General features: G+C 58.6%; 19 protein-coding genes and 1 tRNA gene. 4 read left to right on the forward strand and 16 right to left on the reverse strand.

Features of this window, described 5'->3' with window-relative positions:
* Positions 1–360 precede the first annotated feature (360 nt).
* From ACR0JC_RS07010 to ACR0JC_RS07035, 6 genes are all read right to left on the reverse strand, one after another.
* The gene (locus ACR0JC_RS07010; RefSeq protein WP_170337737.1) at positions 361–1113 is read right to left on the reverse strand and encodes a M48 family metallopeptidase; all 753 of its coding nucleotides are present in this window, start codon (positions 1111–1113) and stop codon (positions 361–363) included.
* Positions 1113–4379 carry a type I restriction endonuclease subunit R gene (locus tag ACR0JC_RS07015; RefSeq protein ID WP_170337735.1) on the reverse strand — a complete coding sequence of 1089 codons (3267 nt, stop codon included), beginning with the start codon at positions 4377–4379 and terminating at the stop codon, positions 1113–1115. The genes ACR0JC_RS07010 and ACR0JC_RS07015 overlap by 1 nt, the downstream gene beginning before the upstream one ends.
* Positions 4369–5676, reverse strand: coding sequence for a restriction endonuclease subunit S (locus ACR0JC_RS07020; protein WP_170337733.1), 1308 nt, complete (start codon positions 5674–5676; stop codon positions 4369–4371). The genes ACR0JC_RS07015 and ACR0JC_RS07020 overlap by 11 nt, the downstream gene beginning before the upstream one ends.
* Positions 5669–8134 carry a type I restriction-modification system subunit M gene (locus ACR0JC_RS07025; protein ID WP_170337731.1) on the reverse strand — a complete coding sequence of 822 codons (2466 nt, stop codon included), beginning with the start codon at positions 8132–8134 and terminating at the stop codon, positions 5669–5671. Before ACR0JC_RS07025 ends, ACR0JC_RS07020 begins: the two co-directional genes overlap by 8 nt.
* A 116-nt stretch (positions 8135–8250) precedes the next feature.
* The gene (locus ACR0JC_RS07030) at positions 8251–8547 is read right to left on the reverse strand and encodes a hypothetical protein (protein ID WP_170337729.1); all 297 of its coding nucleotides are present in this window, start codon (positions 8545–8547) and stop codon (positions 8251–8253) included.
* Between the two features lie 4 nt (positions 8548–8551).
* Positions 8552–8974: a helix-turn-helix domain-containing protein gene (locus tag ACR0JC_RS07035; RefSeq protein WP_170337727.1), complete on the reverse strand. Its 423-nt coding sequence runs from the start codon at positions 8972–8974 to the stop codon at positions 8552–8554.
* 138 nt (positions 8975–9112) lie between these two features.
* Between ACR0JC_RS07035 and ACR0JC_RS07040 the strand changes: the two genes are divergently transcribed.
* From ACR0JC_RS07040 to ACR0JC_RS07050, 3 genes are read left to right on the forward strand one after another with little or no spacing between them, the layout of a single operon-like run.
* Positions 9113–9319: a hypothetical protein gene (locus ACR0JC_RS07040; RefSeq protein ID WP_170337725.1), complete on the forward strand. Its 207-nt coding sequence runs from the start codon at positions 9113–9115 to the stop codon at positions 9317–9319.
* Positions 9320–9334: 15 nt separating this feature from the next.
* Entirely contained in the window at positions 9335–9571 is a 237-nt protein-coding gene (locus ACR0JC_RS07045; protein WP_170337723.1) for a hypothetical protein, read from the forward strand.
* Positions 9571–10683, forward strand: coding sequence for a tyrosine-type recombinase/integrase (locus ACR0JC_RS07050; protein ID WP_170337721.1), 1113 nt, complete (start codon positions 9571–9573; stop codon positions 10681–10683). The genes ACR0JC_RS07045 and ACR0JC_RS07050 overlap by 1 nt, the downstream gene beginning before the upstream one ends.
* Before the next feature lie 31 nt (positions 10684–10714).
* Here the strand turns inward: ACR0JC_RS07050 and ACR0JC_RS07055 are convergent.
* The 6 genes from ACR0JC_RS07055 to ACR0JC_RS07080 form a co-directional block, all read right to left on the reverse strand.
* Positions 10715–10789, reverse strand: a tRNA-Phe gene (locus ACR0JC_RS07055).
* Positions 10790–10868: 79 nt separating this feature from the next.
* Positions 10869–11051, reverse strand: a complete 183-nt coding sequence (locus ACR0JC_RS07060; protein WP_170337460.1) for a DNA gyrase inhibitor YacG — start codon at positions 11049–11051, stop codon at positions 10869–10871.
* Positions 11048–12070, reverse strand: a complete 1023-nt coding sequence (locus ACR0JC_RS07065; RefSeq protein WP_170337719.1) for a ribonuclease E/G — start codon at positions 12068–12070, stop codon at positions 11048–11050. Before ACR0JC_RS07065 ends, ACR0JC_RS07060 begins: the two co-directional genes overlap by 4 nt.
* Positions 12067–12645, reverse strand: a complete 579-nt coding sequence (locus tag ACR0JC_RS07070) for a Maf family protein (RefSeq protein WP_170337717.1) — start codon at positions 12643–12645, stop codon at positions 12067–12069. Before ACR0JC_RS07070 ends, ACR0JC_RS07065 begins: the two co-directional genes overlap by 4 nt.
* Positions 12646–12656: 11 nt before the next feature.
* Complete coding sequence (gene infA / locus ACR0JC_RS07075) at positions 12657–12875, reverse strand: translation initiation factor IF-1 (RefSeq protein WP_005978431.1); 219 nt, start codon at positions 12873–12875, stop codon at positions 12657–12659.
* 87 nt (positions 12876–12962) lie between these two features.
* Positions 12963–13838, reverse strand: coding sequence for a carbon-nitrogen hydrolase family protein (locus tag ACR0JC_RS07080; RefSeq protein ID WP_170337715.1), 876 nt, complete (start codon positions 13836–13838; stop codon positions 12963–12965).
* Positions 13839–14033: 195 nt separating this feature from the next.
* Here ACR0JC_RS07080 and ACR0JC_RS07085 point away from each other — a divergent pair, with 195 nt between their 5' ends.
* The gene (locus tag ACR0JC_RS07085; protein ID WP_170337713.1) at positions 14034–15209 is read left to right on the forward strand and encodes a S41 family peptidase; all 1176 of its coding nucleotides are present in this window, start codon (positions 14034–14036) and stop codon (positions 15207–15209) included.
* Positions 15210–15264: 55 nt separating this feature from the next.
* On the opposite strand, the gene ACR0JC_RS07090 is transcribed toward ACR0JC_RS07085, so the two are convergent.
* The 4 genes from ACR0JC_RS07090 to ACR0JC_RS07105 are packed head-to-tail and all read right to left on the reverse strand — an operon-like array spanning position 15265 to position 17187.
* Positions 15265–15858: a GNAT family N-acetyltransferase gene (locus ACR0JC_RS07090; RefSeq protein WP_170337711.1), complete on the reverse strand. Its 594-nt coding sequence runs from the start codon at positions 15856–15858 to the stop codon at positions 15265–15267.
* Entirely contained in the window at positions 15851–16249 is a 399-nt protein-coding gene (locus tag ACR0JC_RS07095) for a ketosteroid isomerase-related protein (protein ID WP_093962857.1), read from the reverse strand. Before ACR0JC_RS07095 ends, ACR0JC_RS07090 begins: the two co-directional genes overlap by 8 nt.
* The gene (locus ACR0JC_RS07100) at positions 16246–16704 is read right to left on the reverse strand and encodes an arsenate-mycothiol transferase ArsC (protein WP_093962858.1); all 459 of its coding nucleotides are present in this window, start codon (positions 16702–16704) and stop codon (positions 16246–16248) included. The genes ACR0JC_RS07095 and ACR0JC_RS07100 overlap by 4 nt, the downstream gene beginning before the upstream one ends.
* A gap of 3 nt (positions 16705–16707) precedes the next feature.
* Entirely contained in the window at positions 16708–17187 is a 480-nt protein-coding gene (locus tag ACR0JC_RS07105; RefSeq protein WP_093962859.1) for a UPF0262 family protein, read from the reverse strand.
* Between the last annotated feature and the right edge of the window lie 40 nt (positions 17188–17227).

The raw sequence follows: 17227 nt of genomic DNA on the forward strand, positions 1-17227 counted from the left end.
CATCCTCTTGCGCGTCTTCGTTCGTGTTGTCGAGCTTTGTGCAGCCAAGCGCCCGACTTCTTAATTGCCGCGCAAAGCGGCCCGGATTCTGAGGCGTCGACCATACACCCATCTGACAAAACTCACCGCACCTACAGTCAGGATCGTTGTTCGGACACCGGATCAGGCCCCAAGCATGACCGCGCCCGGAACGCAAAGTGACCGTCCAACCCAAGGTCTCCAGCTCACGCAGAACGGCTTCGATCTCCTTGGACTTGTGCGACTTTCTAGACATTAAATAGGTCTCTTTCTTTAAGTTGTCAACTGACAACTTTATTGCTTCGAGTCGATTGAGGGGCTACCCCAACAAAATCGAAACGTTCACAAGCCTTCAACTTGCATTCCATTTTCGGCCAACCACTCTTTGCGGGCCCTCCAGTCAGGGAGGTGTTGCTCAACCTTGATCCAGAATTTCGCCGAATGGTCGGGATGATGGGCATGTGCCAGTTCATGGATGATGATGTATTGCGCGATCCTCGGCGGCAAAAGTGCAGCCTTCCAGTGAAAGGAAACCCTACCCTCTGATCCAAACGAACCCCACCGGAAGCCTAGGTCCTGGACTTTGACCTCATTGATGTTCACATCCATGCGGTTTGAATGCTGAAGGGTTTGCTTCTCGAACCAGGCCTGTGCCTTGCGAACATACCAAGAAATAAAGACTTCCCGGCCTCTATGGACCGAGGCCGTTCGAAGACAGAAGCGTCCATTCTTTAATGTCAGATCGACAAGCTGACGGTCGACCAAGCGAAGGCGATAACTTTTACCAAGATACAGGAACCCCTCGCCATCGACGAACTCCTTAATAGGGGCCCTTCGCTGAAGTCGCGCCTTTTCCTCCAACTTGGTATGCACCCAAAGCAGTTTCTCCTGAACGAACTCGACCAAGTCACTTTCTGTTGCTTCCGGCGGCGCGAGAATCATAAGCTCGCCCGATCTCTCCACGGTAATCTGGAGGGTCTTTCTTCTATCGCTCCGTCGTATGTTGAACGACAAGCCGTCTACGGCCAAATGCTGGTCGAAAAAACGGACTGAGCGGCCCCCGGTTCGAATGGGTGAAAGCGGGAGGTTGGGCATCAGAACTCCCTCAAGGCTTCGTCATTGGCCTTGGCTTGCTGCATCAACTGTTCCGACAACCGCTCGGCGTCCAAAACGCCAAACCCCTCGATCTTTGCATCAACTAGTTTTTCGAAGATTTCAGACCGCAGATTTTCTTGGTCAGCCATCTTGAACGAGCTCCAGATTGAGCGATTGGCAACCAGCTCTTCGACAATGCGATCCACGATCTCTCGGGTCACACGATGCAGAGCCTGGAGATGTTCCGCCGGAGTGTTTTCGTCCGCTCCCACTTCTTCAAGAACGGTGCGAAGGAAGGGGACATAAATCTCTGGTATGTCGAACTGAGTTTCGCCAGTTGATTGGGACTCTGACCGGAGCTCATCAATAATCGCTTGAAGCTGTTTGATGATTTCATCCCACTGATGACCAAAGCCATCTAGAATCTGATTAAGGCGCTCGGACATCTTCTTGAACCGAACAGGGTCAGTTTCGAGCTTCTTGCGAATATGTGAACGGATCGCGTGTTCCATCTCCGAAGCTTTGGCGCGCGCACCGCTTGCTTGCCCAACCTGGTCCTCAAACTCGGCATCCGTAAGTTGAACGGGAGGTATCTTGGGATCGATACCCAACGAGATCACATGGTCATCGATCAGCTTTCGGACCTTAGCACCCACATCTGAACCGATGACGGCGACATCGCGAAACCTGTTCCGCGCGCGCGCCTGGATATAGGCAAGGCGCTTTGCATCCTTCACAAATGGCAGACCCTCGGGCCTTGGAAGCACGATTTCCAAGGACTTGAGGAAGTCCTTCAGCTTCACCGTGAACTCAGCCCTAACCTTTTCCGTGGCCAAAACCTGAAGGCAGTTCTCATCGTCAGACAAGTCATCCAGGCCTTCCCGCCGGAAAATGTCGACGACCCGAATGTGCCGATCTCGCAGAATGGGAATTTGGTCGGTGAGGCTGACCAGCGCTCCGTCGATGTCTTCATCCGAATAGGCGGAAAGGGCCGACTTCAGGTGATGGGCAACGCCGAAATAGTCCACGACGATCCCGCAGGTCTTGCCAAAACCGGTTCGATTTACACGGGCAATGGCCTGCAAAAGCTCGGCTTCACGGATCGATCGATCAAGGTACATCACGCCTTCGATGGGCGCATCGAAGCCCGTCAAAAGCATCGATTTGACGATCAAAAACGCGAGAGGGTCCGCTTTCGTGGGGTCCTTATGGAACAACGGCCTCTTGAACCGTTTGATCCGCATTTCCTGCGCTGATCCTTCGGTCCACTGCTTCCAGCTGGCATCATCATTGTTGCCACCGGACATGATCGCAGCAAACTCAATCTTCTCCAGCGTATCGCGGTATCGCCAAGCCTGGACCAACGCCTGCAGCTTTGCCGGTCGGATGCAAAGCTCTTCGTCGTCCAACGACTTGTCACGATTAGGCAGAGCCGCCGCTTCAGCAAAAAGCTCATCACGTGCCTCTATAAAAGCCGCATGATACCGGACAACCGCTGTGCGGCTGTAGGCAACGACTTGTGCCTTGTACCCGTTCGGCAAGAGGTTGGTCACGTAGTGCCGCAGCATGTCGCGGGCCTTTTCCCCGATCAGCTCTTTAGCCTCCAGGATGTTGCCCTTGGTCGCGTATTTCTTGCGGATCGCTTCCAGTTCCTCATCGGAACGGCCACGAAACATATCCTCGAACAGGCCGTCCAGGGTGGCCCCGTCCTTCACCGCACCCTCAGCGGTGCGACCCTCGTAGAGCACCGGCACAGTTGCCCCATCGGCCTCGGCTTCCTTGATCGTGTACTGATCGATGAAGTCGCCAAAAATCTCGGTAGAGCGCTTCTTCTCCCCCATGATGATCGGCGTGCCGGTGAAGCCAATCCGCGCGCAGTTGGGCAGCGCGGCAAGCAAATTGGCATGCAGATCGCCCGCCTGCGTGCGGTGCGCCTCGTCCACCACCACCAGGATTGTGTCGTCCTCGTTCAGCACATCGAAGGCCGGGCCCTTCGTGACTTCGGCGACGTCCTCATCCGTGCGGTATTTCTGGATCGTGGCAAAAACCAAACCCGGCCCTTTGCGGCGGGCGAGCTTCTTGAGGGAGCTGTTGCTGGTGGCCAGCTCCACCACATCACCCGACAGCGTCGCGGTTTCCGACAACTGGCGCTGCAGGTCCTTGCGGTCGGTGACCATGATCACCTTGAACTTTCGCAGGTCCAAATCCGTCCGCATCTTGCGGATCATGAAAACCATGGTCAGGCTCTTGCCCGAGCCTTGGGTGTGCCAGACGATGCCGCCGCGTCGGTCATACTCGCCGTCTTGCAGCCGCGTCTTGCCCGTGCGCAGGCGCTCCAGCGCGCGGTTCACGGCGCGGTATTGCTGATACCGGCAGACGGTTTTGATGGTCTGGCCGCCCACATTCATGAACAGCAGGTAGTGCCGCAGGATATCCAACAGATGCGCCGGGCGCAGCATACCCGCGATCATGCGCTCTTGCTCAGACAGGCGTGTCTTACCAAGCGCCGCCGCCACCTCATCCTCAGAACCTTTGCCATCCGGCCCCACGACCGTCTTCCACTGACCGTAATACTCCAGCCCCGCGCCGATACAGCCCACGCGCGCCTCGTCGAAGCTGGTCGCGATCAGAAGCTGGACCGAGGCGAAAAGCGCAGGCGCGCCCTCGTTGTCGTCCACCTCCAGCGCGGCCTTACGGGCGTTGTGATAGCGGCGCAGTTGCTTGACCGCCTCGGCCAGCGGTTCGGGGATGCCGGGGCTTTTCGCCTCGACCACCACCACCGGGATACCGTTCACCAGCATCACCACATCGGGGATGATGAAGCCCTTGCCGACGTCATGACCGGGCGGGCAATCGACGCGGAACTGGTTGGAGACGGTGAAATCGTTCGCCTCCACGTCATCCCAAGCGATGTAGCGGATCGTCTGCCCGCGACCGCCGTCCCAGCCGGGCAGACCCTCGACCGTCAGGCCCTTGAGCAGCAGTTCAGTGACCGCCTGATTGGCCTCCATCAGCCCGCGCTGGCCGTGGCGGGTGAGCGCGCTGACTGCCTCGGACAGACGCGCATCGTCGAGCCAGGGTTTGCCGCCAGGGCCGGGATTGATCGCGCGCAGGCGGTCGCGCAGCGTGGCCTCCGCGATGACCTCCTTGAAGCTGGAGCGCCCGGTCAGGGCGGGGTCGTCCATATTGCCAGTCTGCGCCTGCCAGCCCATGGCGACACATTGGTCGATGAAGGGCTGTTCTACGTCATCGAATTCATGCCCCATGTGCAGCCCCCTCTTCGAGCAGAGGCGCAACGGAGACCCGTCCGGTGAGCAAGTCGTCCATCAGGCCGGATTTTTGGAGGCGGAGTTTGTCGAGAAGGGTCAGTTCGTTCGTGCAGGCTTCATTTGAAGAAGCAAGTCTCTTCGAGATTTGCAACTGCTCCTCGTTATTAGGCACAGGAACCGGAAAGCGTGATAATTCGCCGAGAGTGACGGTCTTCTGAGCGTTACCAATTGCCACGCGATCCGCGTGCTTTCGTGCCGACGCGCTGTTTAGGAACTCTGCCAGGAATCCCGGTTCAACGAGGCGCTTAATGGGAAAGATACAGGCGATATGTCTTTGAAACGCGAATTGAATATCAGCGTCCACCATTGCCGCATGTCCATATGACCCGACCGCAGTGTAAAGGATCATGCCAACCTCCGGTTCACGACCCTTTGATATTTCTTTGTAGTGCTTTTCATCAACACGTGCGGCGCTTTTCCATTTTATTTGACCTTCCCTAACACACGATACGAAAAGAAACGGATGAGTGCCGTCTTCAAAGTCTACCGTTCTCACTGCTTGGTGGGTGCCGTCCGTTACCTTTGAACTGATCGTCCCCAATTGTGCCACTTCCCACTCCTTCGGGAGCCAGCCGAGTGGGGTTTCTTTGTAGAGGTGGGGGGCCTCGATGTGTGGGGGGCGGAGGTCTCCGTTGGCGTCGATGCCGCGGGTCAGAAGGTCATGCAGCAGCCCCTGCTTCATCGCCTTCAACTTCGCCACCACCGCCTCCGTCCCCCGGATCGCCGCATCCAACGTATCCAGCACCTCAGCGATTTTGGATTGGTGAGGGGGCGTAGGTAGATCGACTTTGAGCTCAACCATGTCCCGCTGAAACAGGTGCGGGATCGAACTTCCTGATACCTTGTCGTCAATCAGCTTCTGAAAACCGCGACCATTCAGAACGTGATACAAGTAACGGTAGTCAAGTCTGCGCAGCGGCCTGATCAGCATCATTGTGCCGTTGATCGTCGCATCGCCCGGTAACTCATCTACCCGCGCAACTCGCCCTATTGTTCCGTCTTTGGTGATGATCACATCGCCCGAGCGAAGGATAATCTCGTGAGACTCTAAATAGCGTTGCTCAGAGATGTGATCGCACTTATCCCAGGCAATTTGCCCATTTCGGATGTGCTGGCCTGCGATCAGGTAAGGACCGTCATCAGTATATTCGGAAGAAGAGAGCCCACGCCAACCGATGCGCGCTTTGATGTAGCAGATTTCACCCAGTTTCTCGGGCTGTCTTAGTTCAGACATAGCCGAGACCCTTCAAGAACCCGGCCAGCTTCTCCGTCGCCTCAGCCCGTGCGCCCTCGATCTCGGTAAGAGTTACGCGATACTTGTCCCACCAATTCTCAAACGCCGCGACGATCTGGGCGCGTTGCGCACCGATATAGCGGCTCAAAATCGTTTGCATGTCATCATGCAGGATCTTTAGCAGCAACTCCGCCGCCTGGTCCGGGTTCAACCCCTCCACATCGCGGTTCAACTCGTCCGCAAATTGCTCCTGCTTGGCCTTCAGCGTTTTCTTGACCTCGGTCAGTTCCTTCTTCCAGCGCTTGATCTGCGCCTCATCCACCGGCTCGGCGTCGTCCTCTTCTTCCTCGCCATCTTCAGATTTCGCCGTCGCCGCCTTGACCTGTGCATCCAGTTCCGCCTTGCGCGCCTCAAGCTCTGCAATCTCGCGCACGAAATCGCCCATCAGGAAGGCGACCAGCTTGTGATCCAGCGGGTTCTCCTTGTGCCCCTTATCCTCCAGCGCCGTGACGATAGAGGTGCGCCAGGCATCGACGACGCCCTTGGTGTCGCGCGCCATGAGCGTGAGGAAGTCAAACCGCGACTGGTTCCAGAACTGGGCAATGATGCCCCGCACGGTGAACGGGTCGAGCATGGCGAGGCTTTCGAGCGTGTCGGAAAAGCTGGAGAGCAGTTCATCGCGCAGAGTGATCAGCGCGGCGGGGTCCTCGGCCCCGGCGAGAGATTTGATGCTGTTTCTGTGTGCGTCCCACCACGCGTTGAAGCTGTCCTTGATTTGCGCCTCGCGGGCGACGAGGCCCGCGTTGGTTTCAATAGCGGGTTTGAGGTCTGCCTTGGCTGTCAGGCTGATGGCGAAGTCAAGGTAGTTTTCATCGCGTGGCGTCAGCAGGTCCATCGGGTCCAACCCGTGGGATTGGAACAGCGCCGCCTTGGCCTCAACCTCTGCCTTGGGGATGCCGCCGACAAGGTGCGCGCGCACGTCATGCGGCTCTGGCGGCGGAGCGTTGTCGGCATAGCGGCGGATGTTGAGGTTGAAGTCATTCTCGCGCAGCGTGTCGATGTCGACGATGGCCGAGAAGCCGGGGATTGCGCGGTATTCCTCAAACGTGGTGACGATCTTTTCAATGTGTTCCGGAAGCAGATGGTTCTGCGCGCGCCCTTCGAAATATTCGCGATCCGCATTGATGAAGAGCACCTTGCCCCGCCGTTCGGCGGGCTTGCCCGACACGAGGTTCGCGCCATGATGCACCCGCTGGCGCAGGACGATCACACAAGCCGGAATACCGGTTCCATAGAAGAGTTGCGGGCCGAGGCCGATGACTGCCTCCACCTGGTCGCTTTCGATGATTTTCTGGCGGATTTTACCTTCGTCCCCACCCCGAAACAGAACTCCGTGCGGCATGACAGTTGCGATCATGCCGCCGTCACGACTGACGGCCAACATGTGCTGGAGGAACATGAGGTCGGCCTTCTTCGAGCCAAGCGGCACCTCATGGAAGAAGCGTTCCCTAAACTTGGGCTGCCACGTATATTCACCAGAGCGATCTTTGTCCTTGGAGCCCCAGTTGATCGAAAACGGCGGGTTCGTGAGGATCCGATCAAAGCGGCGCAGTTCGCCATCCTCAACGTGTTGTGGTTCGCTTAGGGTGTCCTCGTTCCTCAAGTCCGCGCTGTTGATGCCGTGAAGCAGCATGTTCATCTTGGCGATGGACCAAACGGTGCCTGAGTTTTCCTGACCGAAGAGGTTGGCCCGGCGTCCATCCTGTCCGTGTTCGTCGATGTAATCCTTGGCGGCGATAAGCATACCGCCGGACCCGCAGCAAGGGTCATAGATGTCATGTTCGAGCGTCGGTTTCAGTAGCCGCACCATCATGCGGACGACCGAACGCGGTGTGTAGAATTCGCCGCCTTTTTTGCCGGCGGAGTCCGCAAACTCACCGATCAGATATTCATAGGCGGCACCGAGAAGGTCAGGAAATTCAAAGTCTTCGTTACGCAGCCTGATCTCACCGAAGTGATTGATGAGTTGGCGCAGCTTTTGGTCGCTGATCTTGCTTTGACCAACTTTGCGGGTGAAGTCGATGTGGTCGAGGACACCTTCGAGCGCGATGTTCTCAGACTCAACGCCGCCCAGAGCTTTGTTGAGTTTGTCGCCGATGTTCTCGTGCGCTTCGTCAACGAGGTGACCAAAGCGCGATTGTGGCGGAACCCAGAACGTGCCGCTGCGCCCGTACCAAACCTTGTTCTCCGCTTCTTCTGCGGCCCGCTCCGGGGCCACGCCGCTCGCGATACGCTTTTGCACCACCTCCAAGCGGGCCTGTTCGAACACGTCCGAACAGCGCTTCAGGAAGAGCATCCCGAAAATGTACTCTTTGAACTCTGACGCATCCATCTTCCCGCGAAGAATGTCTGCAGCACTAAAAAGGTGACGCTCCAATTGGGCAAGTGTCAGTGGCATCTACTGGAATTCCTAAGTTGGCGCGCGCTCAGGGCGCGCAAATGTACAAATTACGCTAGCGTACGCCGCAGGACGGGCCGCAGAGGTATCAATGCGAGGGGCTTTAATGCATCGTGTCATTCTTCAATCAATTTTTTGAGCTGACGGTCTGCAAGCCGCAACGTGATGACGGAACCCGAAAGAATGGGCACTAGAATTCCAGATACTGCTACCGCAAAGATGGCCGCGCCGGATATCAACGTAAAATCATGAGGCTGCCCCCCGAAACTCAGCCTCAGGAAACCGATCAAATAGAGTGCGCTGGCAACCAAGAGTACCGTATTGAGCGGTTCTAACGGCTCGACTGCGTTGCGGCGTGCGCGCTCAAGTGTTGCGCGCCGAAGATTCTTCCAATTGTCGCTTGGCTTTTGCATCGGCTTAATCCCTTACCAGTTCGATCCAAGTGTGAACGTCATCATCTCTGACTTCCCGCCCCTCGAGATGTGACTGATACCAGCGCGCGACGATGGCCCCGCGCTTCTCACTTTTGATCTTTATGTTTTCTTCGTTGAGGTGCTGATCGAGCGAGGTCTCAATCCGTTTCAAGGCTTCAAAGTCATGAGATGCACGGACAGTCTGCGTCCCGAGCAATATCCACGCGGCATCCACTTCAAACCGGTCCGCCATCGCCACAAGCGCCTCCACAGGAAGGCCTCGCTGGCCCTTTTCGTAGCTGTGATAAGCGCGATGTGAGACGCCGATCGCCTCCGCCATTGCTGTTTGCGTCAGGCCGACTTCGTTGCGCGCGATAGCGAGGCGCGCGCCCATAGCAATGAAAACTGACTTAGCGTCTTGCCGCATGCAAGGTTCCCTATTGACGAAATCGCCATAACGAGCAAAACTGCACAAAATGACGTATAATTTGCCCTTAAATCATCTGAGCATGTCATAAGGTGCAGAACAAGCGATTCTATTCATATCCAGCGATGGAGGCCGAAATTGACCCAAGAACGCCTGCTTTCACCTAAACAGCTCAGCGAGATCGTTGGGCTCAGCCCTGCGCAAATTCGCGCGCTCATGAACACAGGGAAACTAGAGTTCGTGGAGATTTCATCGAAGACCAAGATGCTAACGATGAGCGGTTGGGAGCGTTTTCAGAAGAACGCAACCAAGGTCAAAAGTGCCGAGAGTTCGGCAGCGAATTGATGGGGGTGTCAGGCCATGGCGACGACCAATCTCAATATCAGCGTGATCGACAAGCGTATGCTGAAGCAGTCCGAAGCTGCGAGCTATGCCGGGTTGCCGGTGAAGCACTTCAAGGCGGCTTGTCCCGTGCGCCCTGTTGAGTTGAAGCAAGGTACATTACTTTGGGATCGCCGTGACCTCGATCTCTGGATTGATGATGTGAAGTCCGGGGCCGCGACCGACACCCGCGAAACCATTCTGGACCGCCTTTGATGACGCAGGTGCGGGTCAAGGGGTTCAAGATTTTCAAGGACCGGCACGGAAAGCAGCGATGCTATCACCGGGAGACCGGCCACAAGGTTGACCTGACCCATGCACCGATTGGCTCCGCCGAGTTCTTCGCCGAATGCGAAACGATCCGCGCCATCGCCGAGGCGCAGCGAGCGAAGGCTCCAAAGGCTGGAACGCTTGGCGGGTTGATCCAGTCATACTTTGAGACCGAGCACTACCAGAACCTCGCCGAAGCTACGCGGCGCGATTACCGCAAATGCGCTGACTTCCTTGAGCCGATCCGCGACACACCGATCCATGTGATCGACACACCGCTGATCGCAGGTATCCATGACAAGGCCGCGAAGAAGATTGGCTGGCGGCGTGCAAACATGGTGCGCACGCTTTTGAGCGAGGTCTTTCGCTACAACATCCCGAAAGGACTCATTTCCGCCAACTTCGCCAAAGATGTGATCCCCAAGCGCCGCCCACGCGACCGCGCCTATGCCAACCGCCCCTGGACCATCGAGGAGCGAGACATCGTCTTGGGCAAAGCCAAGCCTCACGTGCGCGTAGCCGTCGCCCTGATGATGAACACCGGCCTCGACCCGTCCGACGCCCTGCGATTACGGAATGATCAGGTCGATGACGGCACGATTTGGGGCGTGCGCGGCAAGACGGGTGAAGAGGTTGCGATTCCGGTCAGCCCGACGCTTCAAGCGGCGCTTGACCGCATGCCCAACCACGATGCAGAGACCGTGCTTTCCAATTCACGCGGCGAGGCATGGACTTACAACGGCTTTTCGACCGTATGGCACCGCTTCAAGACCGCCCTTGAGAATGAAGGCCTTATTCAAAAAGGCCTGACCCTCAAGGGCTTGCGGCACACGGTCGCCACGACTTTGCGCGAAGCCGGCCTCGATGAACGCCGTATCGCGGACCTTCTGGGACAGAAAACACCGTCCATGGCGCGGCACTATTCGCGTTCTGCAAACCTTGCCGACAAGAACCGCGAAACCATGGCCACACTAGAAGAAGAGAACCGAAGGCGGGCCGAAAGTGTCAAACCTTCGCAGAAAAGCGTCAAACCGGACCGAAAAAAGGATCAGTCATGAGCAGAAAATATAATTATACCAGCTTGTTAAGTGGTGCCCGGGGGCGGAATCGAACCACCGACACGAGGATTTTCAATCCACTGCTCTACCCCTGAGCTACCCGGGCACGGGAACGGCGTTTGCCGTTGGGTGCAGGCCTTCTATGACTTGCCAAACGCGGTGTCCAGAGGCTTTTTCAGATTTTTTCAGTGCGGGCGATCCTTGATTTCGACAGCATCCTGAATCTCATCATCAAGGTCATCCTCGCGCTGCGACGGAACCGCATAGGAGCCGTTCAGCCACTTGGCCAGATCGATATCGGCGCAGCGTTTCGAGCAAAACGGACGAAACTGTTTGACCGTATCTTCTCCGCAGATCGGGCAGCTCATCTCAGGACCTCCGACAATGGGATACGGCCGCGTTTTCGCTGCAATTCGAAATGCCCCAGCGGCGTCCAGCCGGCGAGGATCGTTTCTTCGCTGTCAGCCCTGAAGGCAGCGCGGAGTGCGGATTCGAATCCGCGCCGGTCTTTTTTGGGCATCGGCGCAAGGTCGAGCGTGATCTGCCCGCCCAGCCCGCGCACGCGCAGGGCGCGCGGCAGTTCCTTGGCGCAGGCGAAATTGGCCTTTGTTCCCGCAGCCAGCGAGCCATCCGAACCAGTGTTCACATCCACGGCCACCAACGCCCGGGTGGGCTCGATATACATGTGTGCCCCACCCGCCAAAGGATGGGATGCGCCACGGGCAGCATCCAGCGCCTCGAGCACGCCATGGTCCGCGAACCCGCCCGCCTGGGTCGAGACCTCGGCCGGCTCCACCCATTCGCGCCAGGCGAGGACATGCGGTCCGTCGCCCTCGGACAGCGTTTCCGGTGCGTCTCCGGTGTCGTTCACGACCTGCTCGGCCAGCGCTCGCATGGCGGCGATGTCTTCGGCAATTTCATCGGCATCCGCGCCCCGGCAACCGGAGCGCAGGATCAGACCGAAAGGGCTGCCGTCCATCTGCTCATGCGCAATCACCAGCAGCCGGTCGCGCTCCTCGTCATCGCGGATCGAGCGGGAGATGTTCAGCCCGGGCGCGTCCGGCGTGACGATGGCATAGCGGCTTTTGAACAGGACGCGGTTCGTCACCGGCAGGGCCTTGCCCGGTTCGGCATAACCCGTGACCTGCACCAACAGCATCTCACCCGGTGCCAAGCCCTTAACCTGCCGCAGGAAAGCCGGACCATCCGGCGTTGTCAGGAACATCCCGCCCTGCCCCTTGATCGCCCGCTCGGCCCGGGCCCGGTAGATGGTTCCGGGGGCGGGCGCATCGGCAGAGATCAGGAAATCATCCAGTTTGCCATCCACCATCAGGGCCGCGGCTTCGCGGCCTTGAATGTGATCCAGAATGATCGTTCGACCTTTCATGATGCCTCGCGATACAGGGGGTAACCGATACCTTGCAACAGTCCTGCGGTTTCAGACAAGGGCAGCCCGACGATACCGGTGAACGAGCCCGAGATCCAAGGAATGAAGGCGCCCGCGGGCCCTTGGATGGCATAGGCACCGGCTTTGCCCTGCCAATCGTCGGTAGCGAGATAGGCGTTGATTTCCACGTCCGAAAGACGCTTGACCTTGACCTGGCTGACGACGTCACGCTGCAACACCCGATCGCCGCGACGCACCGCGACCGAGGTGATCACACGGTGGCGACGTCCTGAAAGGGCATGCAGAAATTCGGCTGCCTGTCCCGCATCCTCGGGCTTGCCCAATATGCGTCGACCCAGCGCAACCGTCGTGTCGGCGCACAGGACGATATCGTCCGGGGCCGCCTTCACGGCATGCACCTTCTCGCGGGCAATGCGCGCGCAATACGGTAGCGGAAGCTCGCCCCTTTGGGGGTCTTCGTCAATGTCAGGGGCAGAAATGGCGTCGGGCTGCACGCCAAGCTGAGCCAGCAGGTCCAGCCGTCTGGGGCTGCCCGATCCTAGAATGAACGCCATTGCGGCAGGCGTTACTTGAAGCGGTAGTTGATCCGACCCTTGGTCAGATCATAGGGGGTCATCTCGACCTGAACCTTGTCGCCGGCCAGAACACGGATGCGGTTTTTACGCATCTTGCCTGCCGTATGTGCGATGATCTCATGGCCGTTTTCCAGCTCGACCCGAAACGTCGCATTAGGCAGGAGTTCCTTCACGACACCGGGAAATTCGAGCGTATCTTCCTTGGCCATGTTGTCTCCATCTTTGCGTTGACCTGCAGAATCCGCAGGTGGCGCTTAAATGAGCCTATTTCGGCCTTATTTCAAGGGTGGAATCACTTAAAGGCGCGACATTGTGACCGATTCGACTCGGGGCGTCTGCTCGGTCCAGTGGGATCGGTTCAGGACATGGCCATCCGCCCGAACCTCGGCGATCGCCGAAAGGTCGACGTCTGCGTAGGTCCAGCCCGGCTGATTGAGCACGCCTTCCGCCAGCACGCCGGTTTGTGGAAAGCCCTTGTCCGGCGGGCCGAAAACGCCTCCGGTCCCAGTGTTGGTGTCTACGGACTGAGACCAATCGTTGTTGCCCACCAGCGACGCCATGACCGTAACGCATTGATTCTCCAATGCACGCGCCATCGTGCCGATGCGGACCCGCCAATAGCCCGACAGGGCCTCGGTGCAGGACGGCACAAGGATCACGTCGGCCTCTGACAGGGCGCGGCCCAGCAGAGGAAACTCGCTGTCATAGCAGATCAGAACGCCGATACGGCCCAGCGCCGTCTCGAAGATCTTCAACGGTCCGCCCGGTGCGATGTCCCAGTCTTCGCGCTCGAACCGGGTCATGATCTGCTTGTCCTGATGATCCTGCGCGCCTGAGGGGGCGTAGAATTCGGCGCGGTTCACCGGGCGGCCTGGGCCGGCCTGAACCGGGGCGGATGCGCCCAGAATGTACACATTGTATTCGGCCGAGAGGCGCCGATGCAGGATTTTTACATCTTCCATCCGCTCGGATACCGCCTGGATCGAGCATTCGAGATCCTCCGCAACCTCGGCCCCGGCCAGCGTCGAAAGCTCCATCGCGCCGTACTCGGGAAACACCAGCAGTTCAGCCCCCTGCCCTGCGGCCTGCGAAACCCAAGCGTCCAGCTTGTCTTCGTACTGCGCCCAGCTGTCGAGCCAGTCGAGATTGTAGGCGGCGGTGGCGATTTTCATGATGCCCGTTCCAATGCTGTTCTTGCGAAGAAGTAAATAGCCGTTGTTGCCCGGTGTACAGGCCAATCGGGCTGAGCGCTGCAACAGAAACTTTTGGTTCGATGCTTAGCCTTTCAAAGCAAGGGTCCGGGCCGGGAGAGCGCCGGATCCGCACCCGATCTGGACATTGCCGATCGTCCATGCGCACTGTGACCCATGTCGCTGATCGATGACCTGGAGCTCATTCTGGAGACTGTCCTGCCAAACGACCCCAGCTTTCGGCGGATCGAAAAGGCGGCGATAGACAGCTGTGTCAGTGACAGTCGGCGATACGCACTTGAGGGCTCGGTCGAGGCATTTCTGCTGTCGGCGATGCGCCTTCTGGCACTTCCCAGCAACGGGCACACAAGGCTGATCCCGAATGATGCCATCTCGGTGTTGCCTCTGCGGTTCGTAAGCCTGGAGCGTTCCGTCCAAGTCCTTGGGTCGGCATCGGGGGTGATCGCCCCACAAGGCGAGCTGCTGGCAGTCAACGGTACAGCTGTAGGCGAAATCGAGGCCGCGGCGGACAAATTTCTGGCGGGAACGCGCCAGAGGAAGCGGGTCATCGGTCCGATTATTCTGGCCTGGCCGCACGCGTTGGAACGGCTGGGATATTCGTCCAACGACGGTATGACCGAGTATCATGTGCAGGACGAAAATGGGCAGACAACCAATCTGAAAGTAGCAAATGGAAACACCGTTCCTGCGTCGACGCTCTACCCGAGAAACGAGCACGGCAAAGCCGATCCAGCTTGGGAACCTGAGAGCTTTGTGGAGATTGAGGATTGGCAGGCACTTGGGCTTTCAATTCAACTGCCGAGTTTCTTTGACCCGGGCAAAGATGCGCTGCGCAAAGCCATATCCGAGGCAGCGGATCGCGTGCGCGCTTGCTCTGGCAAAACACTCTTGATTGACGTTCGCGGAAACAGCGGCGGTGATTTTCTTCTGACGATGCCTTTGATCGACGCAATCGCGCAAAGCGCAAGTCAGCGGGTCATCGTGCTTGTCGATAAATTCACGTTTTCCGCCGCGATCGTGTTTGTCGCCATCCTCAAGCATCGCTTGGGTGACAAGCTCACACTCATCGGGGAAGAAATGGGAGACGGACTGACGTTCTTTGCCGAAGGTGGGTTGCTTGACTTGCCAGCGAGCGGAGCGGTCGTTCGATACTCCTCCGCCTTTCACGATTGGAAGACCGGAACGTCTGACGAAACGACACCGCCCGAAATCGCGCGGCAAATCGTGCCCGCGGGGGAATTGAACCTGGATTGGGAATGTGTCGCAGGACCCTCAAGTGCTGGAGCACGAGGAGCGTTCTATCGACGGATCCTCGAAGATTTTCGCGGCTAGACGAACGGCTGTCGGCGCGCGCGCCCGCGGGCACAAACAACGCGATAGGGCGGGTTCATAAATCCCTGATCCAGAACTGCAACGGTTTGAGGGTTTCCGAGTCCTCGCCCAGATCCTTCCACGAGAACTGGGCGATCACGCCGGGCAGGGGCGCATAGCCCCGCGCGCGCCAGAACGGGTCGAGCGGCCGGTAGCCGGCTGGCCGCATCGGGTGGTTCGCCGGACGCTGCACGCCGCAGAAGGCGCATTTGGCAAAGCCCAAGGCACGTGCATGGTCTTCGCGCAGGTCAAAGAACGCATGTCCAACGCCCTGCCCCCGATAGTCGGGCAGCAGCACGGATTCGGCACAGTAGAAGATCTGCGACGACTCCAGCCGGGTGCCGTCGAAAGCGGCTGCGAAATCCTTGGCATGGTCGGCCAGCGGCGCGCCGGTCGCGGCCCCGACCAGCCGGTCGCCGTCAAAGGCGCCGACTACGATCGTCCGGTCGCTGTCGCGATAGGATTGCAGGTATCCGCGCTCGTAATCCAGATCGCCGTCATAGAGATAGGGCCAGTCGCGGAACACCGCGATACGCAGGCGCGCCACGTCGTCCAGCACCGCCTCGAGCGCCGGCCCCGTCAGCGCGCGGACCTGCGTGATCTCAGCCATTCGAGACCTGCTTTACCCAGTCAGCCAGATTGTAATAGGTGGTCACGCGGGTGATCTTGCCGTCCTTGAGGTCAAAGAACGACCCGGCGGGCAGGCGATAGGACTGGCCTGAGGCCGCGGGCAGGCCGGCATCGGTTTCCAGATAGGTGCCATTGACGATGTATTCGGCGGCGGCGCGGGTGCCGCCCTCGGCCTCGAAGATCACCATGTCGGTCAGGGTCTCGCGATAGCAGCGGTTCATATGCGCGCAGAATTCGGCGAATTTCTCTTTGCCGACGCGGATCTGGCCTTCGTTCACGTGATGGGCCACGTCGTCGGACAGGCAGGCCAGCATGCCGGCCACATCCCCGGCGTTGAAGGCATCGAAATAGGCTTGGACGGTCTGGGTCATGCGATCTCCGTAGGTTTCCCCCAGCGATCCTTCAGGTGTTTGATGATCTGATCGCGGGTCTGACGGTAGTGGTGTAGCTTTTCCTCGCGCGTCTCGCCCAGCCCGGTAGGGTCCATTATTGGCCAATAATCGACATCGAGGTGAAAAACCCGCGTCAGCTCCAGCGCCTTGCGCTGGCTGGCAGGCGACAGGGCCACAATCAGGTCGAATGACCCCAGGTCATCTCCCCATTCCTGCATCTCGTCGAACGACCGCGACCGGTGGCGCGACAGCTCCACGTCGATTTCCTGGCAGACGGCGATGCTGAACCCGTCGATTTCCAGGTCGTTGTGCACCCCGGCCGACTGCACATACGTGCCCGTGCCGTAGAATTTCTTCATGATGCCTTCGGCCATGGGCGAGCGCACCGCGTTGTGGTCGCAGCAGAACAGGACCGAATGCGGCAGAGGCTTCACCCGTCAGCCTCCGAAATGCAACACGCAGATCAGCGTGAACAGGCGGCGGGCGGTGTCGGTGTCGATCTCAGCCTTGCCCTCGAGCCGTTCCTGCAGGACCCGGCTGCCTTCGTTGTGGATGCCGCGCCGGGCCATGTCGATGGTTTCGATCTGGCTGGGCGGCAGGGTCTTGACCGCATCGAAATAGCTTTCGCAGATCTGGAAGTAGTCCTTGACCACCTGCCGGAACGGACCCAGTGACAGATGGAACTCGGCGGCTTTCTGGCTGTCTTCGGTGGTGACGTCGAACACCAGCCGCTTGTCGCGGATCGACAGTTGCACGTGATAGGGGCCGTCGGGCACCAGCCGGTCGTCACGTTTGGGCAGGGCAAACGAATTTTCCTCGAGCAGGTCATAGATCGCAACCTTGCGCTCCTGCTCGATCTCGGGCGTGGGCGGTGGCAGGTTTCGATCGTCCAGTTCGATATGCGAAATGCGGGTCATGGTCATCGACTTCCGTTCAGGTCAGGCCAGACCTAGCGCA

Source organism: Ruegeria sp. CH5, assembly GCF_056537025.1.